Below are 20250 nucleotides of genomic sequence, written 5' to 3'. Positions count from 1 at the left end.
CTAACGGCATCAGGAACTGTGAGCCCGTGGGCCCAGTAATGTTGAATCCAGATAAAGAGCCTGAAACGGATGTAAGAAATGTAGCGTAAAATTAAGTAAAGAGTGCCAACTACCTTGAAAAACACCGCCTGCAGAAAAGCGGAGGCTAGGGTGTAGGACTGGCTTTAGCCGGGAGAGAATCTCGGGGCTAAATACCAAAAAATAGGACCTAGATATTGAATCATAAGGCCATTAATTGTATATCTTCCTTCAATGCAGACAGTTTTCTTAATTACATTAAATTTAGGCTAAAAAAACGGCCACTCAAAGTGGCCGTTTCTAAGTACAAATTTAATTAGAATTTGTAATGTGCAGATAATTGAACGTAACGTGGAGTTTGATAAGCGGTAGGCTTTAAGTAGCCCGGGTTAGTAGCGTCACTGCCTTGATCTTGATCTTTTTGTTGATCAAGAACGGTAGCATCTTGTGTGTTCAATACATTAAACACTGAAGCTTTTAAGGTTAAGCCTTCAGCAAATGCAGGTGAGTAAGATAGACCAAGGTCTAGATTAAACAACCAATCAGTGCGGCCTTCAGAACCTCGCGAAGTTAACGTTTGCTCACCAGCTTCATTTTTACAATAGAAGCTAGAAGCACCATAACGCTTAAAGTTTGGTGCATCGTAAGCTGTTGAACCATCGCCTTGTTCCATACCATCAAGACTTACAAAACCTTGACAGCTTAATGGTATACCTGAAACTAGCGATGCATTAGCTGAAACAAATAGCTCATCAGTGATTTCATATAGTCCATAAACTTTAAACTGGTGTCTTCTATCTGTTGGTAGATTACCATCAGCACCGTGCATGAAGTTAGCGTGGTCAAAGTCTTGCGTTGCACCTGCATCTTCTTGAGCTAAAGATGAGTTGACATACCCTTCAGCATTTCCCCAAGTTTTTGATAACACGTACGACATGTTTATCTTCCAGCTATCACTGAATTGCTTATCTAGCGTTAACTCTAAACCAGTATACTTACGGTCATATTCAGGTAGGTTATGGTAAGAATTAGGCGTAGTTGTGTTTGTTAAATTGCCATCATTGTTCAGATCCATCGCAATCGTAATATCTTTACCTGGATTGATCAATATGCAACCAGCAAGTGATTTTGGATCAAAATTATCATAACCATTATCGGCAGCCCAACGAGTGAATCCATCATTAGCACAGAAATCATCCATACCACTTTGGATCATTTTACCTGTAACTTTCGCTCCAATAGTCCAATCATCGCTAATAAACTGCTGATAACCGATGATTAACTCATCTTGGTGCATAGGCTCAAGGTTGACATCTGCAATACGTTCAGGTTTAGGTATCTGATTATCATAGACACCAGTTCCAATTTCAGGACCTTGAGAGACTGGCGAGCCATCCGCATTCCATCCATCAGGAACCGTATACCAATTCTCAGTAAATAGCTCTTCACGAGTAGCACGAATGTTGGTATTTGATGCTACCGGAATATAATTTCGGCCTAGAGTTGCGAACAGTTTTGCTGATGAGTCACCGTTAACATCCCATGAAAAACCAAAGCGAGGAGCAATTAGAGTATCAGACTCAACAAATACTTCTCCATTACCAGCATAGTTGGAGAATTGCTCAGCACGAACACCAGCGTATAACAATAAGTCATCTGAGAACTGCCAGTTGTCTTCTAGATAATAGGCTGTATTTTCAGTCTTAAAGGTTGCTGTTTGTGTAAATGATGTTCTATGACGTAATGTTTCAGTGCCACATGCAAGGTCTACCCCATTTATTTTACAGCCATTTTCATCTGTATCAGCAGTAACATAACGGTAGTAGTTATCACCTGAATACTTCTCACCAGGAGATGTTGAATCATATTGCTCACTATTGTAGCCAAAACGAATTAAGTGATCACCAACAGCCCAGTCAATATCCAATTTTATGCTGGTTCTTTCATCTTTATCATCAACTTGATCAATTACTGTCGATTGAACAGGTGCATTCCAGCAGCCTATAGCAGTTCTTCCACCATAACCAACACCGCCGGTTGTATCCCATGCGTAAGCACAATCGTCACCTGGTAAGTTAGGTACTTTGGCATATAAAGACTCTAATTCACCGTACATTGCATTTAAGGTGATGTTATCTGTTAAGTAACCGGTATATGCAAAGATATTAACCGTGCCACCTGTTGTATAGCTGTATTCAGAAGTTAGATTACCATGAGCTCCTGTATATGGTAGAGCATCTGGGTTGTCAGGATCAGGACTATTAGGATCATCCGGATTATCGTAGTTTTTGTAATCCCTAGTTGTTTCATTGTTTATATGGGTGAATCGAACGGAATGGTCATCGGTAATAAACCAGTTTATTTTTGCTAGGTAGTTTGGGTTAGTAATCCCATATTCGTAACTGGAGTTTTTAGAATAGTTATTGCGCTGTTTCTTCTGCCCTTCGACATTAACAAAAAAGAACAGTTCATCTTCGATAATTGCACCACTAGCAAATGCGTTATACTGTAACGAATCGTATGTGTCTTCAGCTTTATAAATGCTAATATCATCGTCTTTATTTACATATTCGGTAGTGTTTTTTGCAGAACCGCGTAGATATTCAGGAGTGTAATAAACTGAGCCACCAAATTCAAAATTATTTGAACCAGAACGGGTGATGGTATTGATTATACCACCTAATGAACGACCATATTCTGCGCCGTAACCACCACTTTTTACTTCAGTTTGGGCAATAGCATCTTGAGGTAGCGTTGCAAACTCGAGCATAGTACGTAAGTTGGTCACATCCATACCGTCGATGTAATAACCATTTTCAGCAATAGAAGCACCACCAAATGATGGAAGGTTAAGGTCAAAAGCTCCGCCCCCTTGTATTGCACCTGGTGCTAATAATGCAATAGAAACAGCATCACGGCCCAATGGGAGTTTATCTACTTCTTCAGCCGTAAATACATACGAAGATGCAGCTGTTGAGGTATCAATTGAAGTAATACGTGAGCCAGTTACCGAAAGTACTTCAATATCGTTGAAGGAAACAAGCGTACCAGTACCTAGGTTTACTCTCACTTCCCTTTGATTTCCACTAGAGTCAGTGACTTCGTAAGTACCAGGCTGAATACTTTGAATGTTAAAGCGCCCATTATTACCAATCGTGATTGTACGGCTAACCCCAGTTTGAGTATTACGGTAGGTGATCTGCTCCCCTACACTCGCTTTACCATATATTGAGCCAGTAGCGCTGTTTGCTAATACAGGTGTACTTATTGCCAACAGTGCCGAAATCGACGCCGCTAGCAATGATCGTTTAAAATTCATTCTCATATTCATCTTCAGTCCTTGATTTTACACTCTTATTTTTTTGTGGTTGCAATGTTAGTGTTGTTAATCGTTGCATGCTCAATATTACATATCCGCAACAAATTATTCAATATTACAAATAGAAATATTTATAAATATGTAGCAGCACAATTGTTTTTTCGTAAGCCTTACTTTACGCATTGTTTTTGTTGGTTGTTTTTTTGTTTTGGTGTCTGTGTTATTTGTGGTGGTTGGTTTTTTGTTTTGGCAGGTTCTTAGTTTTAAGTAGCGTGTTTTATTTTGGCTGCAGTGTATTACTCTGCCCTGGTTTTTTCACGCGATTGTAAAGGTATGTATACGCTGAGGGTGTGTATGAATAGTAATTTTTTACTAAGAGGGAGGCAGTTTGAAAGGGGAATGTAGCAAAAGGTCCTAGATTCTAGGACCTTTTGTTATCTAGTTCCTGACTAAATCTAACTCGGCTATCAAGTTATCCGCATGGTCCACTTCATCCATCATCCAGAGGATATAGCGGAAATCTACATGTATGGCGCGGGTGATGGTGGGGTTGAAGAACCAGTCCTTGGTTATCGCTTCATAGGTGGAATCGAAGTTTAGGCCAACTAATTCTCCCTTGCCGTTAAACACGGGTGAACCAGAGTTTCCGCCTGTGGTGTCGACACTGGAGAGGAAGTTTACCGGTACCGAGTTAAACGCTGCGGGTTTATCTAAGCAAGAAAACAGTCGACACAACCAGGTGCTGGGATCTTTTATGACCGAGGCGACCTTGTGGCTGCCATATCTCTGCTCTTTAATGGCATCTAGGACTTTCTGTGGCGCGTTGAAGGGCGCTACGCCAGTATGCTTGGCTGTTATGCCTTCTAGGCGAGTGAAAGGCTGTTTATATAAGGCATCTTTCGACTGATATCCGTCGACCATGCCATAGGTGATTCTCAGTGTGCCATTCGCATCGGGATAGACTGGCCAGTCGTTGGCTTGGTAATAGGCAATGATGGCTTTCATGTAACCGGGGCGAGCCTTAGATAGCTGACCGGCTAAGGTCTTTTGGTCTTTTTCCTGGGCCATATTGGTATCATACAGTGCTACCGCAAGACGAATAAAGGGATCGGCACTGGTCTCGAACGCGTCGGCCTCGGCGTCCATCCAGGCTAGTCGTTTATCTTGATTTGTCAGTGAGGTAAGCGAGTAAAGGCCATCTAGTTTTTCAGATAGAGAGGTGGACGCTTGGTTATCGATAAGCATAGCGTCCAGAGCGGCCACTCGGTTGTCTTGAGCCTTGTAAGCGTGTAAATCCTGTAGCCATAGGGCTTTATCTACTGAAGTATCGAAGCTGGCATCGATGCGTTTGAGACGAGCCTTGAACATCTTCATGTCTCGTTCTTGATAACCTTCTTCACGCTCCGCATCGGGCTTAGTCTTCTCTTTCGACAGCCTATATAGCTTGTTGGCCGCAGCCAGAAGCGTACTAGACTGGGCATTTTCATAATAGTATCGTGTCTGGCTATCGATACGCTTCTTGCTGAGTAGGCGCTCGAGTTGGGTGAACTGGGTTTGATAAGTCTGGTAGGTCTTATCGGTTGCCAGCCATTGCTTGAAGTCATCTTCACGGCTCTGCTTGATGCCTGCTATGTCGGTGGCCTTAAAACCATCGAGTAGGCCGTTATATTTTTTCATGCGGTTGGCCATAGAGGCCAAGGTACCGGCATATTTGATTTCAATTTCACTACTCTCGTCTCCCATGGCTTCTATGGTGTCGATACGCAGTTGATATCGAGACGCTAAGGTGGGGTAGAGCCAGTCACTGGCAAATTTAAGTTCGCTGGTTAAACGATAGCGGCTGGTCGAACCTGGGTACCCGGCGACAAATACGCCATCGCCAGCCTTTACACCGTCGGCATTTATCTTCAGATAACTCTTAGGCTCGAACGGCACATTGTCTTCGGCATATGCCGCAGGCTGTCCATCTGTGCCTACATAGGCGCGCAAGAAGGTGAAATCTCCTGCGTGGCGTGGATATTCATAGTTGTCGATATCACCACCGAAGGCACCGACACTCTTAGGTGGTGCATATACCAGACGCACATCACGGATAATCAGCTGCTTGATAAGGTAATATTCGAGGCCGTTATGGAAGCTTCTGACCGAGCAGCGATAGTTGTCATCACTCTCACAGCTTTTTATCAAAGACTTTCTATTTGCTTGGATCTCTTCATAACGCACCAGAGGATCTTGGCTCAAGTCTTGGGTTACTTGCTCGGAGACATCGGTCACAGCTTCGGTAATATATAATCTTTCGTTAGGACCCGCGCTCGGCTCATCGATTTTACTTGTTGCCAGGAAACCATCGGCAATATAATTGTGCTCTTTTTTACTGTTGTATTGTATGGCTCTATAGGCGCAGTGATGGTTTGTGACAACTAACCCTTGGGGGGAGACGAAACTGGCTGTACAATAGCCGAGTCCGACAACCGCATTCATTGGATATTGAGTGAGGTCGGCTAACTGTTTTGCCGGTATGTCGATTCCTCTTTCGCTAAGTTTGTCTGCAATCGATGGCATTTGATAAGGCTGCCATTGTCCCTCATCTGCATGGGTCTCGAGAGAGATTAATGCGACTCCAGATGACAGCACAAATGCTGAGATCAATGCATTGCGCATAGTGATTCCTTATTTTAATCGTTGTATGGATAGGAAGTTGTTTATTTCCTGTTGTTGTTGAGTCAGTTTTATATCATATTTTGTGTAATCGTTGGGAATTTGGAGATTAAATGTCACAGCAAGGTCAAGGTGCCTTCAAGGCCAAACATAAGCCTAGAGATATCCAGATGGATGCTCTCAAGATGCCACCACATTCGTTAGAGGCAGAGCAATCTGTTCTCGGTGGTCTAATGCTGGATTCCGATGCCTGGGATAGGGTGTCTGAAGCTGTGGTTGCAGAAGACTTCTATTCTCGCTCTCATAAGATGATTTTCAATGCGATGGCGACCTTAATCGGTGCCAGTCATCCTATCGATCTCATCACCGTCTCTGAGCAATTAGAGATTGAAGATCAGCTAGAAGATGCTGGCGGCTTCGCCTATCTTGGTGAGATAGCCAAGAATACTCCCAGCGCGGGCAACATACTCTCTTATGCGGGTATTGTGCGTGAGCGTGCCGTGGTACGTGACATGATCAAGGTTGCCAACGAGATTGCCGATGCAGGTTTTAATCCCGAAGGGCGTAACTCCAGTGAATTACTGGATTTTGCAGAGACTAAGGTGTTTAAGATTGCCGAGTCTCGCACTAATGACAACGATGGTCCGAAAGGCATCAAGGCGATTCTAGAGAAAACAGTCGATAAGATTGAGGAACTCTATAATAACCCTACGGGTGGTGTGACCGGCATTTCCAGTGGTTTTCACGATCTCGATAAGATGACGGCGGGTTTCCAGTCCGGTGACTTGATTATTGTCGCCGCGCGTCCATCTATGGGTAAGACGACCTTTGCGATGAACTTGTGTGAGCAGGCGGCGCTCAATGAAGATAAACCTGTGCTGATTTTCAGCCTGGAGATGCCAGCTGAGCAGATCATGATGCGTATGTTGGCCTCATTGGGCCGAGTGGATCAGACCAAGATACGTACCGGACAGCTGGATGATGATGATTGGGCGCGTGTCTCATCAACCATGGGGATCATGCTGGAGCAAGGTAAGATGTACATCGATGACGGCTCAGGTCTGACTCCGACCGATGTTCGAAGCAGGGCCAGACGAATCGCCCGTGAACACGGCGGCCTGTCGATGATCATGATCGATTACCTTCAGTTGATGCAGGTGCCCGCTCTGAAAGATAATCGTACCTTAGAAATTTCTGAAATATCCCGCTCACTCAAGGCATTAGCCAAAGAGTTAATGATCCCAGTCATTGCGCTGTCACAGCTCAACCGTTCATTGGAGCAACGTGCCGATAAGCGTCCTGTTAACTCAGATTTACGTGAATCGGGCGCGATCGAGCAAGATGCCGACTTAATCATGTTTATCTATCGTGATGAGGTGTATAACCACGATACTGAGCATAAAGGTGTCGCAGAAATTATCATAGGTAAGCAACGTAACGGGCCCATTGGCCGTGTTCCTTTGACCTTTCAGGGGCAATTCTCTCGTTTCGATAATTATGCCGGCCCTAAGTTTGATGAAGACTAGTCGTTAGCACTTTCCAATAGGCAAGGCGCAAGGATGAGGTTGCGCTTAAGCCGAGGTTAATCTTGCTTCACATACAGTGCAGATAATTGATCATTGGCATCACTCTATATAGATTCAATGCTCATTTTAATATCACAGCGGGATCGGGCCTAAGGTTCTGATCCATCGATAAGGTCAATTTTTGAAGCCATTCCCACGTGCAGAGATCAGCTGTAAAGCGCTGAAAAATAATCTAGCTCGCCTGCGTCAGATCGCGCCATCGAGTAAAATCATGGCGGTCGTTAAGGCGAATGGTTATGGCCACGGCTTGTTGAACGTGGCTCAATGCATCGAAGATGCCGATGGGTTCGGTGTGGCCCGTTTAGAGGAGGCTATAGCATTAAGAGATGGCGGCGTGACGGCTAAACTCATCTTGCTGGAAGGCTTCTTTAGGCCGGTAGACTTAACCACCTTAGTGATGAAAGACATAGAGACAGTGGTGCATAATGAGCAACAGCTGGAGATGCTAGAGCAGGCAAGCCTGTCTAAGCCCGCTAGCGTGTGGTTAAAGCTAGATACCGGCATGCACAGGTTAGGCTTCACTCCTGAGCAATTTGAGCAGGTTTATGCGCGACTTCAAGCATGTCCTCAGGTGGCTAAACCCATCAAGTTGATGTCTCATTTTGCCTGTGCCGATGAGCCAGATAACCCCTACACTCAAGAACAACTGAATACATTTAATCGCTTGGCAACCAATGCTCCGGGCGACACTACACTAGCCAACTCGGCAGGAACCTTATATTGGCCGGATAGCCATAAGGACTGGGTTCGCCCGGGTATCGCCCTCTATGGTATCTCCCCTGTGACGGGAGACCTGGGTAAGAATCATGGTCTGGAACCGGCGATGGAGCTGATATCTCAGCTGATTGCCATTCGTGAACATAAGGCAGGTGATCCTGTGGGGTACGGCAGCTATTGGCGAGCTAAAGCCGATACTAAACTAGGCGTTGTCGCAATCGGTTATGGTGACGGATATCCGAGAAATGCGCCAGAGGGAACCCCGGTGTGGGTGAATGGGCGTCTGGTACCCATAGTGGGACGGGTTTCTATGGATATGTTGACTGTCGACCTTGGGTTGGACTCAAGCGACTGCATAGGTGATGAAGCCATATTGTGGGGAAATGCCTTACCGGTTGAAGTCGTTGCCGAACACATAGGCACCATTGCCTATGAGCTGGTGACAAAATTAACGCCTCGTGTTGCCGTGTGCATGGAATAAACACCTAGGCCTATTTTTATTAGCTGTATCGATTCAATGAACCGGATGTTCGTAATCGAATGAGATAAATTTTGAAATACCACAATATCCTCCTTACTGCGCTGATGCTCTTTAGTGTCATTGCCATTTCTCCTGTTGCGGCAGAAAAACTCGCTAATCCTGGAATAAGTGTTACTGGCAGTGATGTTCATGATGACGGCAATGTCATTGAACCCGTTGCCAGTGTCTCTCCCGAGAGGGCAACAGATAAATTTGAGCCTGAATTTATCGCCGTACCCTTTATTTTTTCAACCGAAACCTTAAGCACTACTGTGGGTGGTGCCGCCGTGCTCAAGCACGCGGGGCAGGTACAAGCATCCATATTAGGTATCGGCCTCTATAGCAGCAACGATAGTTGGGTTAGCTACCTAGGCTTGAGTAATTATCAATTGCCTAAGCTAGATCAGTGGCTGTTTTCGGGTGAGTTCTATCGGGCCAGTTATAAACAGGGGATCTACTTCGTCCCGGAAGGATCCGGTGGGGGGAGTTTAGTCCCCAGCGCCACCGATTCGAGCCAAACAAATCGTATCGTGACACAGGGAGAAGAGACATATTCTAAGCTGCATATCAAGTATGTACTGCCTTGGGGCAAGGGGGCTAGTGGTGCCGCAAATAGCTTGATGCCCTCGAAGCCTAGTGACGATTTGAGTTGGGACCCGAGAGAATCGGGTGTTAGCAGCATAGAGTTTACGCCTTTCGTGAAAACTCAGGAATTAGTGGGCTATGAAGAGCTGCCCACTAAGGCTCAAGGGCTCGAAATAAAACTGGGTTGGGATAATCGCGATAATGGCAAAAATAGTACACGTGGAGGCCAAACTAGCCTGACCTTTACTGGTGATTTTGGCTCTAAGGGCTCGGCTGATGGAACCGGCAGTCGTGAACGCTGGTCCATGTGGGAGTTTGAGCAGAGTGCCTTCTTTTCTCTTGGGAGCAGTGCCTGGTTTCCACAGCAGATCTTGGCATTGAATTTCTATCTTGCCGATACGCCAACATGGAACGAATATGATTCAACCTCAAATAACTACCATCGTCCGCCTTCTTTTGCGGGCGTCAGTTTGGGCGGATTCGACCACTTAAGGGGTTACTCTAGCAGGCAGTTTGTCGGTCGTAGTGCCGTGCTTTATTCTGCCGAGTACCGAGTGCAACCTGAGTGGCAACCTCTGCAAAATCTGCCTTTGTTTAATCTTTATAATATACCTTGGTGGCAGTGGGTGATTTTTGCAGAAGCGGGACAGGTCGCCGACAACTTCAGTGCCAGTGAACTTCATGATGATATGAAATGGACCTTAGGTGTGGGCGTAAGATTCGAAGTTGAAAGTGTCGTGGTTAGAGCCGAATTTGCCCAAGGTGAGGGCTCCAGTCAATTTTGGGTGATGGTTAATCAACCCTTCTAATCTATTGGCTTCATTTTAATCTGTAGACTGCGGCTCGCCTAACATGTAAATACGCTTTTAGTCGTGTGGTGTTAAGGCGGGAACTTATTGCGTTAAGCGCGTCCATCGCGTTTAACGGGCGGCCTATTACACGTAGTGACGAGTATATCCCCTTAGAGTTACAAGATACGCCAACGGCGATAGCAATTTCTTGCTGTGCTAGATAAATACTCCCTCAACATGACATCACTAAGTGTAAACGACTTAGTTTGCATGGCAAATAATTCCTCGGCGGCAAAAACATCACTCGTATTCAGAAGTCATCTCACCGGCGTCGTAAAAACTGCACTGAATTAGCTAAGACTCATGGTCGCTGGGTTACTAATCCCGAACTTATGCTGCGCATTTGAGTGTTATGGTTCGCGGCCTGTAAAAATAACCGTGACAAATAACCACTTTTGTCATCTTTTCGGTAAAACTTACCCGTGCAATAGAATCTTGAGACACCCCTCACAAATTTAGAAATGGTTTGGATTTGCATGTGTGGGCCCTGTTGTCATGGTACCCATTTGGGAGTAGTTTGTTTTCAATGGCAAATTAGCATGACGATATAAATTGATAACTATATGTTAAATTTTAATGCTGGAAAAGAAAGAATCATTCAAGAATTTGTACCTGGTAAACAGGTAACGCTCTTACATTTAATTGCTAATCCAACCGAGGAGTTGTGTGAGCGTGTTGGTGTTGAGGGGTCTGGTGCCATCGGCATTCTGACGTTAACACCGGGTGAAACATCCATTATTGCTGGTGATATCGCAGTGAAGGCGGCCGACGTTAATATTGGTTTTCTTGACCGTTTTTCCGGCGCTCTTGTTATCACCGGCTCCGTTTCAGCTGTAGAAGAAGCATTAAATAGTGTCAATGAAACTTTAAATAGAGTCCTGTCTTACAATACCTGCACACTAACAAAAACCTAGCATGAAAAATAAAAACTTAGATAGCGTTGTTTTTGTTGGTGAGGTAGATGCGGGTAAATCTGCTCTGGTTGATCAATTAATTAGTCAAGACGCCAATACAGGGAAGACTCAAGCACCCATTTATTATCCCGGTAAAGTTATCGATACCCCGGGTGAATTCATTGTGAATCGTGCCTTGAATGGGGCATTACTCACAACGATATGCAACGTGAAAACCATAGTGTTAGTCCATCCGGCTAATGCGAAAAACTTCTCATCTTCAAGTGGGTTATTAAGAGTCTATTCAAACAAAAATATTGTTGGCGTCATCAGTAAAGTGGATGCGTCAGGTGCTGATGTAGACAGGGCGATTAAGTTATTACGCCAAAATGGGATACCCGAACCTTACTTTAAAACCTCCATTTTCGATCCAAAATCCATTGAGCAGCTATCGCACTATTTATTGTCACTCCAGCAACCTGTGCTGGCGTGATTTGTCTGAAAACCTACAAGGATTGAAGCTATGAAACAACTTATTTCAGCTGCGGATATACGACAGGCTAAGTCTGATAAAAAGACTTTTATTGTTGCCCCGGCTAAAGATTTTATTATTACTCCAGAAGCGCGTGAAGTTGCTAAGGCTGAAGGCATTGAACTGCTGGATTCAACGCCAGAGCCAGCTTGCGTTACGCCAGCTACCTTGCCTGCGACTACCTTGCCAGCTACGCCTGCGACTACCTTGCCTGTATCGACTCAAAATGTGGCTTCTATTCAAGCTGAAATCGAATCACATTTACCCCATGTTGATTCCGAGCAGAGCGCGAAAATTCAAAAATTAATAGCCAGAGCCATGGGAGATTTTAAGCAGAAAGCTCCGGAATCACCTCGTCAGATTAATGATGATGGGATTGTTTTGGTTCGAGGTAATGCCGTCAAACTCGAGACCTTCGATGGCGTCCCGGGTAAAAACATCGGCGTGACTGATGTGATTGGGGCCGAAGATGGTAGCAACATGGGGGTGGGCTATATGGGATGGGAGAATGCTTTTTTCCCATGGACACTTAACTATGATGAAGTCAACGTTGTGCTCGAAGGTGAATTACACGTTAAAACTGCATCGGGAACGACCATAGCTAAACCTGGCGAAGTCATATTCATCCCCAAAAATACTAGCGTAGAATTTGGCACGCCGACTCATGTTCGTTATGTCTATGTCACTTACCCTGTTGAATGGTCGTAAGTATGGATAAGCATGCCTTGCCTAAATATATTACTGAAGATTATCTGCTACAGCATTTTGGTATGCGTCACTGTGGTGAAATTCAATTAGAGCCTGGTACTCGCTTTACTCCAGCTGCCCAGCAGATGCTTAACGATAAAAATATCACAGTACGCTGGCGTGATGAAAAAGGTCAGGTGTTTGTCGACAAATCTCATTCGCCAGCTCAACCAGGGTCGAATGACGCAGCGCCTAAACTCGAAAGAGTACACCCGCTTAAAAGCAATAATGTGCGCCCAACGAATGCTTGCATGTTGTGCAGTTCTGATGTGTCCGATAAACCTGCCTTGATGACCCACCTTGACGACAAGATCTTGGTACCCAAGACACATCCGCGTATTTCCCTGCGTGGGAAATTGGATACTTGTATCAGTTATTGCGTATTGGTTCAGTGTGAAATGATCCAACAACCCGACTTGCTGAAAAATTTCATGGCCGATATTCGTTCCTATTTGGGGCAGGTTTTGCAAGCCGAGGTGACTGGGCAGCTGCTGCCAGAACCGAGTCTAGGTGAGTTCAGTGCCGCTGTGATACACCTGTGGTCGCATCATCCGCTCAAGCATTTGGGACACGATCATATGTTACCGGATATCGCTTATGGTGCATTGGTGGCACAGCTCAATTATCTGCGTGCGCTAGTGCGCGAATTAGAGCTAACGGCGACCAAGGTGTTTATAGACGACAGCATGCAGTTATCTAGCGGTGGCATTAACCGTGAAGATATCGTCGCTGGCTTGAATCGTTTATCGAGCGCCGTGTACGTGGTGATGGTCTTAGTGTGGCAGTGCCAGAACGGCCAGGAAATATCGTTACAAGGATTAACCAATGACACTGCTTGATAAGTGCCGAGAGGCATGTTTAAAGCAACCGAAACGCATTGTTTTTCCGGATGCTAATGACGTGCGATTGTTACACGCTGCAAATGAGCTAAAGATGGCTGGATTGGCCGAGCCCATTTTATTGGGCAGTCCGTTTCAGCTGCGCGATCACGCACATAGTAGCGGTATTGCTATGCCATGTTTAACGGTTTTAGCGCCTGAATTTGCAGGTTGTTTCGATGAAATGGTCGATAGCTATATGGCTAAACAGCGTAAACCTGTGGAGCGAGAAGAAGCCATTATCCGACTCAAGCAACCGCTGAATTTTGCCATGATGATGGTTGATCAAGGTTACGCAGATATCTGTATTGCAGGCAATATCTCATCGACGGGTGATGTTATTCGTGCCGCGTTACGTGGTGTTGGCGTAGCCCCTGAATCTAAGACCGTATCTAGCTTCTTCATGATGCTTTCTCCCGATGGAAACCAGACTTTTGCATTTTCAGATGCGGGTGTCATTCCTTTACCTACGGCTGAACAACTGGCCGATATCGCCATCGATACCGCGCGCAATTTTCAGAAATTAACGGGTGAAGAACCCCGTGTGGCCATGTTGTCATTTTCGACTAAAGGCAGCGCATCGCATGCGACGATCAATAGTGTCACCGAAGCGACCGAGTTGGTTCGTCAGCGTGAACCGAACCTGATCATCGATGGAGAAGTGCAGTTTGATGCGGCGATAGTGCCTGCAATTGCGGCGCAAAAAATGCCAGGCAGCCCACTCGAAGGGTCTGCCAACGTATTTATTTTCCCATCTCTTAACGCTGGCAACATCGCTTATAAAGTGGCGCAGCGCTTAGGTGGATATATGGCCCTAGGACCAATGCTACAAGGGCTTGCAGGCTCAGTGCATGACCTGTCTCGTGGATGTAGTGCCGATGATATTTTGGATATTTCAGTACTCGCATCCAACCTATAGTAAGTAAGTTAACCAACTGATATTTTAGAGGAATTTTTAATGGAAGCACTAGGAATTATTGAAACAAAAGGTCTTACGTCATTGATTGAAGCATCTGATGCTATGGTCAAAGCTGCACGCGTTGAGTTAGTCGGTTACAAGCAAATTGGCTCAGGTATCGTTTCTGCCATGGTGCGTGGCGACGTTGCAGCCTGTAAAGCGGCAACCGATGCAGGTGCCGCTGCCGCGCAACGTTTAGGTGAAGTCGTCGCTGTTCATGTTATCCCTCGTCCACATGCTGATTTAGAAGCCATTTTCCCCATTAAGTTTGCTGATAGTTCAGAAGAAAAGGCAGTAAACACGGCTAAGCCTGCACGTCCGAATAAATAATACATAACTCATATATAGAAGGAAATAAAAATGGATGCTTTAGGAATTTTAGAAACAAAAGGTTTGACTGCTCTGATCGAAGCTTCAGACGCTATGGTTAAAGCCGCACGTGTTGAGCTAGTTGGCTACCAGCAGATCGGTTCTGGTTATGTTTGTGCTTTGATTCGAGGCGATGTCGCCTCTTGTAAAGCGGCGACTGATGCGGGTTCTGTCGTTGCTCAACGTCTAGGTGAATTGGTGGCTGTGCACGTTATTCCGCGCCCATCTGCTGATTTAGAAAAAGTATTTCCAATTAAATTAAAGTAAAACAGCCTCCTTGGGGGTGTATACAACCAAGGAACAAAACTCAGGAATAAGAGGGAGATCTCATGCGAATTGCTCGCGTAATTGGTCATGTGATAGCTACGGTTCGCAGTCATAACATGCTGATGGATAAATTGTGTTTGGTCGAATTTATCAACCAGTGCGGCGAAGCCACCGGAGATATACATATCGCGATGGATCAGCTAGGTGCTGGTGAAGGGGAATGGGTGATGGTGGTGGCTGGAAGTTCAGCTCGTGCAGCATATGGTGACGCTGATGATGGATCTCCAATTGACCTTTGTATTGTCGGTATCATTGACGCCGTAACTGCAGCAAATGTTCGCTGTTATGGTAAATGACCCATTGAGCTGTTAGTAGACAAAGTGGAGAAGATAGAGCATGAATCAAAAGCAAATAGAAGAAATTGTTAAGAATGTGATATTGCAGATAAATAACAATCCTGCAATCGCATCTTCTGCCAATGCTTTGAATCAAAACACCTTGGCCGAGCAAGGCGATTACGGTGTGTTTGCTACCTTGGATGGTGCCGTTGCGGCAGCTAGCGCGGCGCAAAAACAGATAAGAACGATTGCTATGCGCGACGAAATTATCACTGCTATTCGTCGTATGGCGAAGAAACATGCGCGTGAACTCTCTGAAATGGCGGTAGAAGAAACCGGTTTTGGTCGAGTCGAAGATAAAATAAAGAAACACATCTTGGTCGCAGAGCGTACTCCCGGTACCGAAATTCTTTCTCCGCAAGCCGCTTCTGGCGATTTAGGCCTGAGCCTGATGGAAAATGCCCCTTGGGGAGTAATTGCATCGGTAACACCGAGTACTAACCCGACTTGTACTGTGATTAATAATGCGATTAGCATGATTGCAGCGGGTAATGCCGTGGTGTTTGCCCCACATCCCGCAGCAAAAAACGTCTCTCAGTACACGATTCAGTTAGTGAATAAAGCCAGTGAAAGTGTTGGCGGCCCGGCATATATTTGTACCACAGTCGCCAAACCATCACTGGAAAACGCTCAGGCATTATTTGTCTATCCAGGTATTCGTCTGTTAGTCGTTACCGGTGGTGATGCTGTTGTTGACGCAGCGCGTGCAGTGACGGATAAGCGTTTGATTGCAGCGGGCCCTGGTAATCCACCAGTAGTCGTTGACGAAACTGCCGATATTGAACGTGCAGCCATCTCTATCGTGCAAGGTGCATCATTCGATAACAATATTGTCTGCGCAACAGAAAAAGAAATCATCGCGGTTGACTCGATTGCTGATGAACTCAAAACAGCAATGTGCCGTAACGGTGCACACCTACTTACAGCCGAACAAGCCGAAGCCGTTGCGCGAGTGGTCTTGAAAGGGTACCCAGGCGACAAGCCATCAGCCAACCCTAAGTGGGTAGGTCGTGACGCGGCAAAACTTGCCGCTGCTGCGGGTATCGATGTTCCAGCTGAAACTCGTTTGCTCATTTTTGAAGCAGACAGATCCCATGTATTTGCCGTCATTGAACAAATGATGCCGATCTTGCCTTTGATTCGTGCCGCTAACGCCGATCAAGCAATCGATTGGGCGGTGGAGCTGGAAAACGAGAATCGTCATACCGCTGCCATTCACTCTAAGAATATCGATGTCCTTACACGTATGGCTTATGAAATGGATTGTAGTTTACTCGCTAAAAATGGTCCTGCGATTGCAGCCATTGGCGCGGGTGGTGAAGGCTGGACGACTATGACCATATCGACTCCCACTGGAGAAGGGGTAACTAATGCGTTGACCTTTACCCGTAAGCGTCGCTGTACCGTCGTTGATTCATTCAGGATTGTATAAGTTATGAAGACAGATTATCTGGCTCAGACCAACCAAAACTTGCTCATTATCGATGAGATTGTAAACGATGAGACACCGATTACAGCCCCGGAAAATGTGCATATTGGAATCGATTTGGGAACGGCAGATATTCAGACTGTGGTGATCGACGATCGAGGAGTCCCCATAGCGGCGTTCCTCGATTGGGCTGACGTCGTACGAGATGGGGTGGTGGTCGATTATGCCGGTGCCTGCCAAATCGTGCGCAGCCAGTTACAGAAAGTGCAGCTCAAATTAGGCATAGAACCGAAAGAGGCTATCACGTCATATCCGCCGGGTACTGACCCTAGGATTTCAATTAATGTGGTGGAATCGGCCGGTGTTGTGGTTAGCCATGTGATAGATGAGCCATGCAGTGTTGCTGCCTTACTTCATATTGACAGCGGTGCCGTGGTCGATGTCGGTGGTGGCACCACAGGGACGGCAGTCATCGAAAACGGCAGGTTAATACTGTCTCTCGATGAGCCTTCTGGCGGTCGACATGTCAGTTTAACCATTGCAGGTGGTTTAGGAATCGACATGGCTGAGGCGGAGCAGTGTAAACGCCGAAGTCATGAGGACCCTATGATCGCGGCAATGGCTAAACCTGTGATTGAAAAAATGTCTGATATTGTTGCTACCCATATCGCTGACCATCAACCGGACGCTATTTATTTGACTGGGGGTGGGACGCTAATTAAAGGATTCGCCGATATTTTTAGGCAGACCTTCCCCAACATTGAAATTGTAGAGCTATCACGAGCCTTGTATTTAACACCTCTTGCGATTGCGAGCTATGGCCTGACATTGGCAGGTGAGGAATAAATCATGACGAGTACTATTTCAGCAGGAGATATTGCCTGCATCGTTAGTCAAACATTGCAACAATATAATCCGAGCAAAGGTTTTACGTTTCGCTCTCCGGCAGTCACGGTTACCGGGCCATATTGTGTGAACCAGCTTGGTGAGATCCTCAAAGAATTTGGAGCTCGTCACGTGTTATTGGTTGCCGATAATATGGTGCATCAGCTCGGGCTGGTAGCGGGTTGTGAAACGGCTATCAAAATAGCAGGATTAGGACTTACCGTATTCAAGGATGTCGAGGGTGAGCCCGATACTGCAATGATTGCTAAAGGCGTCGCGGCACTCAAAACCAGTGGCGCCGATTTTGTATTAGGTGTTGGTGGCGGGTCTGCTTTAGATGCTGCGAAAGGCATTGCGGTGCTGGGCGACTATCAGGGCCCTCTGGCAGAATTTAAGGCTGGCGGCTTGGCTTCACGCAAAGTGGGCTTAGGGGCAATCCCAACAACTGCCGGTACCGGCTCTGAAGCGACAGATATCACAGTAATAAAAGATCTGGCGAATAGCATCAAGGTGCCCATAAAAGGTGCGTCCTTGGTGCCTGATTTTGCATTGTTAGATCCGGCGTTAATGCTGGGAGTGCCAAGCAGTATCACAGCCGCGACAGGTGTAGATACCTTGACACACGCCATTGAAGCTTATGTCTCAAGACAGACCAATCCTTTATCTCAAGCTTATGCCTATCACGCGCTGGAAATGCTGGTAAACGCATTACCCATAGCCGTCGGCTGTGGTGAAGATATGGATATGCGTTATGACATGTCTATTGCTGCCTATAAAGCCGGATTAGCTTTCAGTAATGCCGGTTTAGGTTTAGCCCATGCCATATCCCATCAAATAGGGGCCCTTTATCAAATTCCACATGGGGTCGCAAATGCCATTTTGTTGCCTTATGTGATGGCCTTTAATCGCCTGTGTTGTGAGTCTGCGTATGCCGAACTGGCTGGTGCATTAAATGTAAGTCGTGAGTCCATGACCCAACGTGAACGTTGTAATGCCGCCATTAAAGCGGTTCGTCAAATAGTGATTGATTTGGGATTACCGACGACCTTGGTTGAGTTCGATGTGGCGAAACGAGATTTTGCCGATATCGCCGAGCGAGCCATGCAAGATATTTGCTTGATTGGTAATCCTCGCCAAGTCTCTGTGAGACAGATAGTGGCATTGCTTGAGCAAGCGTCGAGCGGTGAATTACCTTTGGGAGATTGCTAATGGAACGCAAGGTTATACACAGTATTGGCATCGATATTGGTACCACAACGACCCAGGTGATTTTTTCAAATCTCACTGTGGTTAATCGAGCCCCAGCCTCTCAGGTGCCCGTGTATGAATTTGTAGACCGTGAAATAAGCTATCAGAGCCCAGTCGAATTTACCCCTATAGATCACCATGGCAGGATCGACGCGATAGCCTTGCGTCAGTTTATTGATCAGCAGATTGAGCTTGCGGGTTTTGCCTCCGAAGGCATAGAGACAGGGGCCATCATTATTACCGGTGAAACGGCCAAAGCCCATAATGCCCGTGAAGCTATTATGGACTTGTCACATGACTTAGGTGACTTTGTCGTGGCGACGGCGGGACCCAATCTGGAGTCGGTTATCGCCGGCCGGGGGAGTGGTGCCCAGGAGTTCTCCGAGCAGAATCACTTGAAAGTGATGAATGTTGATATTGGTGGTGGCACATCAAACTATGTCATTTTTGATTGTGGGCGTGTGGTTGATACCGCTTGCTTAAATATCGGTGGGCGCTTGATCGAGCTTAATCCTCAAGGTGAGATTAGCTATGTTCATAAGCCTGCAGTCGCAGTGGTGCAAGATCTCTTCGGTGAATCTCTATCACCGCGACAGATTAGTCAAGATCATCTTAACCGTATAGTGGTACGTATGGCCGATCTGATTGTCGAGTTGATCACTGGGAACTTGACTAAACTGTCTGCCCATTTGCTGCAAACCCCTGAGCTTAAAGCTATTGCTGATATTGATGCAATTTTTTTAAGCGGTGGTGTCGGTGAGTGCTTTTATCGCCAACAGCAAGAAGCAATGCAACCGACTCAGTTTGGAGATATTGGGCCCCTGTTGGCTCGAGCCTTATTGCGTCACAAAGATTTAGATCAGTACACGGTGAAAAAACCTAATCAAACCGTGCGGGCAACGGTTATTGGTGCCGGGGCTTATTCACTGACACTTTCCGGGTCAACGATTTGGCTTAATTGCAATGACTTACCTTTGAAAAATATACCTGTAGTGCATCCAGCCATCGACTGGCAACAGTCAAGCCCTGCAATTTGCTCCGAGATCATTATCGCAGCAGAGCGCATGGATCTGGCTTTAGGGTGTGATCTCTACGCTATTTCATTCGATGCCAATATGCCCATCCGTTACCACGCGGTACAGCATGTTGCACGTGAGTTGGCGCTGTTTTATCGCGACCATGGCAATCATCACGCAACGGCCTTGGTCATCATGCATAACGATATCGGCAAGGCGTTAGGCATGGAATTACAACCGTTACTCGGAGCCCAAGCACTGAGTGTGATAGATGAAGTAGCCACCCATGAGGGTGACTATATAGATATCGGTAAAAGTTATTTTGGCGGTGAAATTGTCCCTTTGACTGTTAAATCACTAGCCTTTCCGTCTTAAA

Annotated in this window: 17 protein-coding genes; 15 read left to right on the top strand and 2 right to left on the bottom strand. The window is 46.0% G+C overall.

Going from position 1 to position 20250, the window contains the following annotated elements:
• Window positions 1–334: 334 nt before the first annotated feature.
• Complete coding sequence (locus HRU42_RS10620; RefSeq protein ID WP_295030965.1) at window positions 335–3349, bottom strand: TonB-dependent receptor; 3015 nt, start codon at window positions 3347–3349, stop codon at window positions 335–337.
• 426 nt (window positions 3350–3775) lie between these two features.
• Window positions 3776–5998, bottom strand: coding sequence for a S46 family peptidase (locus HRU42_RS10615; protein WP_295030964.1), 2223 nt, complete (start codon window positions 5996–5998; stop codon window positions 3776–3778).
• Between the two features lie 110 nt (window positions 5999–6108).
• Between HRU42_RS10615 and dnaB the strand changes: the two genes are divergently transcribed.
• The 15 genes from dnaB (at window position 6109) to HRU42_RS10540 (ending at window position 20249) form a co-directional block, all read left to right on the top strand.
• Window positions 6109–7521 carry a replicative DNA helicase gene (gene dnaB, locus HRU42_RS10610; RefSeq protein WP_295030962.1) on the top strand — a complete coding sequence of 471 codons (1413 nt, stop codon included), beginning with the start codon at window positions 6109–6111 and terminating at the stop codon, window positions 7519–7521.
• A gap of 181 nt (window positions 7522–7702) precedes the next feature.
• A complete protein-coding gene (gene alr, locus HRU42_RS10605; protein ID WP_295030961.1) occupies window positions 7703–8779 on the top strand; it encodes an alanine racemase in 1077 nt (358 codons plus the stop codon).
• 104 nt (window positions 8780–8883) lie between these two features.
• Window positions 8884–10212, top strand: a complete 1329-nt coding sequence (locus HRU42_RS10600) for a hypothetical protein (RefSeq protein WP_295030967.1) — start codon at window positions 8884–8886, stop codon at window positions 10210–10212.
• A gap of 605 nt (window positions 10213–10817) precedes the next feature.
• Window positions 10818–11168 carry a BMC domain-containing protein gene (eutS, locus tag HRU42_RS10595; RefSeq protein WP_295030959.1) on the top strand — a complete coding sequence of 117 codons (351 nt, stop codon included), beginning with the start codon at window positions 10818–10820 and terminating at the stop codon, window positions 11166–11168.
• Window position 11169: 1 nt separating this feature from the next.
• Window positions 11170–11640 (top strand): EutP/PduV family microcompartment system protein, encoded by a 471-nt coding sequence (locus HRU42_RS10590; RefSeq protein WP_295030957.1) that lies wholly within the window; start codon window positions 11170–11172, stop codon window positions 11638–11640.
• A gap of 30 nt (window positions 11641–11670) precedes the next feature.
• Window positions 11671–12387 carry an ethanolamine utilization acetate kinase EutQ gene (eutQ, locus tag HRU42_RS10585; RefSeq protein ID WP_295030956.1) on the top strand — a complete coding sequence of 239 codons (717 nt, stop codon included), beginning with the start codon at window positions 11671–11673 and terminating at the stop codon, window positions 12385–12387.
• Window positions 12388–12389: 2 nt separating this feature from the next.
• Window positions 12390–13265, top strand: coding sequence for an ethanolamine utilization cob(I)yrinic acid a,c-diamide adenosyltransferase EutT (eutT, locus tag HRU42_RS10580; RefSeq protein ID WP_295030954.1), 876 nt, complete (start codon window positions 12390–12392; stop codon window positions 13263–13265).
• Window positions 13252–14223, top strand: coding sequence for a phosphate acetyltransferase (gene pta, locus HRU42_RS10575; protein ID WP_295030952.1), 972 nt, complete (start codon window positions 13252–13254; stop codon window positions 14221–14223). The genes eutT and pta overlap by 14 nt, the downstream gene beginning before the upstream one ends.
• Window positions 14224–14262: 39 nt before the next feature.
• Window positions 14263–14592 (top strand): ethanolamine utilization microcompartment protein EutM, encoded by a 330-nt coding sequence (gene eutM, locus HRU42_RS10570; protein ID WP_295030950.1) that lies wholly within the window; start codon window positions 14263–14265, stop codon window positions 14590–14592.
• A 24-nt stretch (window positions 14593–14616) separates the two neighbouring features.
• A complete protein-coding gene (eutM, locus tag HRU42_RS10565; protein WP_367227168.1) occupies window positions 14617–14898 on the top strand; it encodes an ethanolamine utilization microcompartment protein EutM in 282 nt (93 codons plus the stop codon).
• Window positions 14899–14960: 62 nt separating this feature from the next.
• The gene (locus HRU42_RS10560; RefSeq protein WP_295030947.1) at window positions 14961–15254 is read left to right on the top strand and encodes a EutN/CcmL family microcompartment protein; all 294 of its coding nucleotides are present in this window, start codon (window positions 14961–14963) and stop codon (window positions 15252–15254) included.
• Between the two features lie 40 nt (window positions 15255–15294).
• The gene (locus HRU42_RS10555) at window positions 15295–16728 is read left to right on the top strand and encodes an aldehyde dehydrogenase family protein (protein ID WP_295030946.1); all 1434 of its coding nucleotides are present in this window, start codon (window positions 15295–15297) and stop codon (window positions 16726–16728) included.
• A gap of 3 nt (window positions 16729–16731) precedes the next feature.
• Window positions 16732–17571: an ethanolamine utilization protein EutJ gene (eutJ, locus tag HRU42_RS10550; protein WP_295030945.1), complete on the top strand. Its 840-nt coding sequence runs from the start codon at window positions 16732–16734 to the stop codon at window positions 17569–17571.
• A gap of 3 nt (window positions 17572–17574) precedes the next feature.
• The gene (locus HRU42_RS10545; RefSeq protein ID WP_295030944.1) at window positions 17575–18819 is read left to right on the top strand and encodes an iron-containing alcohol dehydrogenase family protein; all 1245 of its coding nucleotides are present in this window, start codon (window positions 17575–17577) and stop codon (window positions 18817–18819) included.
• On the top strand, window positions 18819–20249 hold the full coding sequence (locus HRU42_RS10540; protein WP_295030943.1) for an ethanolamine ammonia-lyase reactivating factor EutA: 1431 nt from the start codon (window positions 18819–18821) through the stop codon (window positions 20247–20249). Before HRU42_RS10545 ends, HRU42_RS10540 begins: the two co-directional genes overlap by 1 nt.
• The last annotated feature ends 1 nt before the right edge of the window (window position 20250 follow it).

The sequence above is a fragment of the Shewanella sp. genome, from assembly GCF_013214165.1.
Classification (GTDB): Bacteria; Pseudomonadota; Gammaproteobacteria; order Enterobacterales; family Shewanellaceae; genus Shewanella.
The sequence above is the reverse complement of the archived record's forward strand: the minus strand, read 5'-3'. Positions and strand labels throughout refer to the sequence as shown.

Excerpts from the sequence above, each read along its gene's own strand:
- HRU42_RS10620 (WP_295030965.1), bottom strand. The coding sequence starts at position 3,349 with ATGAATATGAGAATGAATTTTAAACGATCATTGCTAGCGGCGTCGATT.
- HRU42_RS10615 (WP_295030964.1), bottom strand. The coding sequence starts at position 5,998 with ATGCGCAATGCATTGATCTCAGCATTTGTGCTGTCATCTGGAGTCGCA.
- dnaB (WP_295030962.1), top strand. The coding sequence starts at position 6,109 with ATGTCACAGCAAGGTCAAGGTGCCTTCAAGGCCAAACATAAGCCTAGA.
- HRU42_RS10600 (WP_295030967.1), top strand. The coding sequence starts at position 8,884 with ATGCTCTTTAGTGTCATTGCCATTTCTCCTGTTGCGGCAGAAAAACTC.
- eutS (WP_295030959.1), top strand. The coding sequence starts at position 10,818 with ATGTTAAATTTTAATGCTGGAAAAGAAAGAATCATTCAAGAATTTGTA.
- HRU42_RS10590 (WP_295030957.1), top strand. The coding sequence starts at position 11,170 with ATGAAAAATAAAAACTTAGATAGCGTTGTTTTTGTTGGTGAGGTAGAT.
- eutQ (WP_295030956.1), top strand. The coding sequence starts at position 11,671 with ATGAAACAACTTATTTCAGCTGCGGATATACGACAGGCTAAGTCTGAT.
- eutT (WP_295030954.1), top strand. The coding sequence starts at position 12,390 with ATGGATAAGCATGCCTTGCCTAAATATATTACTGAAGATTATCTGCTA.
- pta (WP_295030952.1), top strand. The coding sequence starts at position 13,252 with ATGACACTGCTTGATAAGTGCCGAGAGGCATGTTTAAAGCAACCGAAA.
- eutM (WP_295030950.1), top strand. The coding sequence starts at position 14,263 with ATGGAAGCACTAGGAATTATTGAAACAAAAGGTCTTACGTCATTGATT.
- HRU42_RS10560 (WP_295030947.1), top strand. The coding sequence starts at position 14,961 with ATGCGAATTGCTCGCGTAATTGGTCATGTGATAGCTACGGTTCGCAGT.
- HRU42_RS10555 (WP_295030946.1), top strand. The coding sequence starts at position 15,295 with ATGAATCAAAAGCAAATAGAAGAAATTGTTAAGAATGTGATATTGCAG.
- eutJ (WP_295030945.1), top strand. The coding sequence starts at position 16,732 with ATGAAGACAGATTATCTGGCTCAGACCAACCAAAACTTGCTCATTATC.
- HRU42_RS10545 (WP_295030944.1), top strand. The coding sequence starts at position 17,575 with ATGACGAGTACTATTTCAGCAGGAGATATTGCCTGCATCGTTAGTCAA.
- HRU42_RS10540 (WP_295030943.1), top strand. The coding sequence starts at position 18,819 with ATGGAACGCAAGGTTATACACAGTATTGGCATCGATATTGGTACCACA.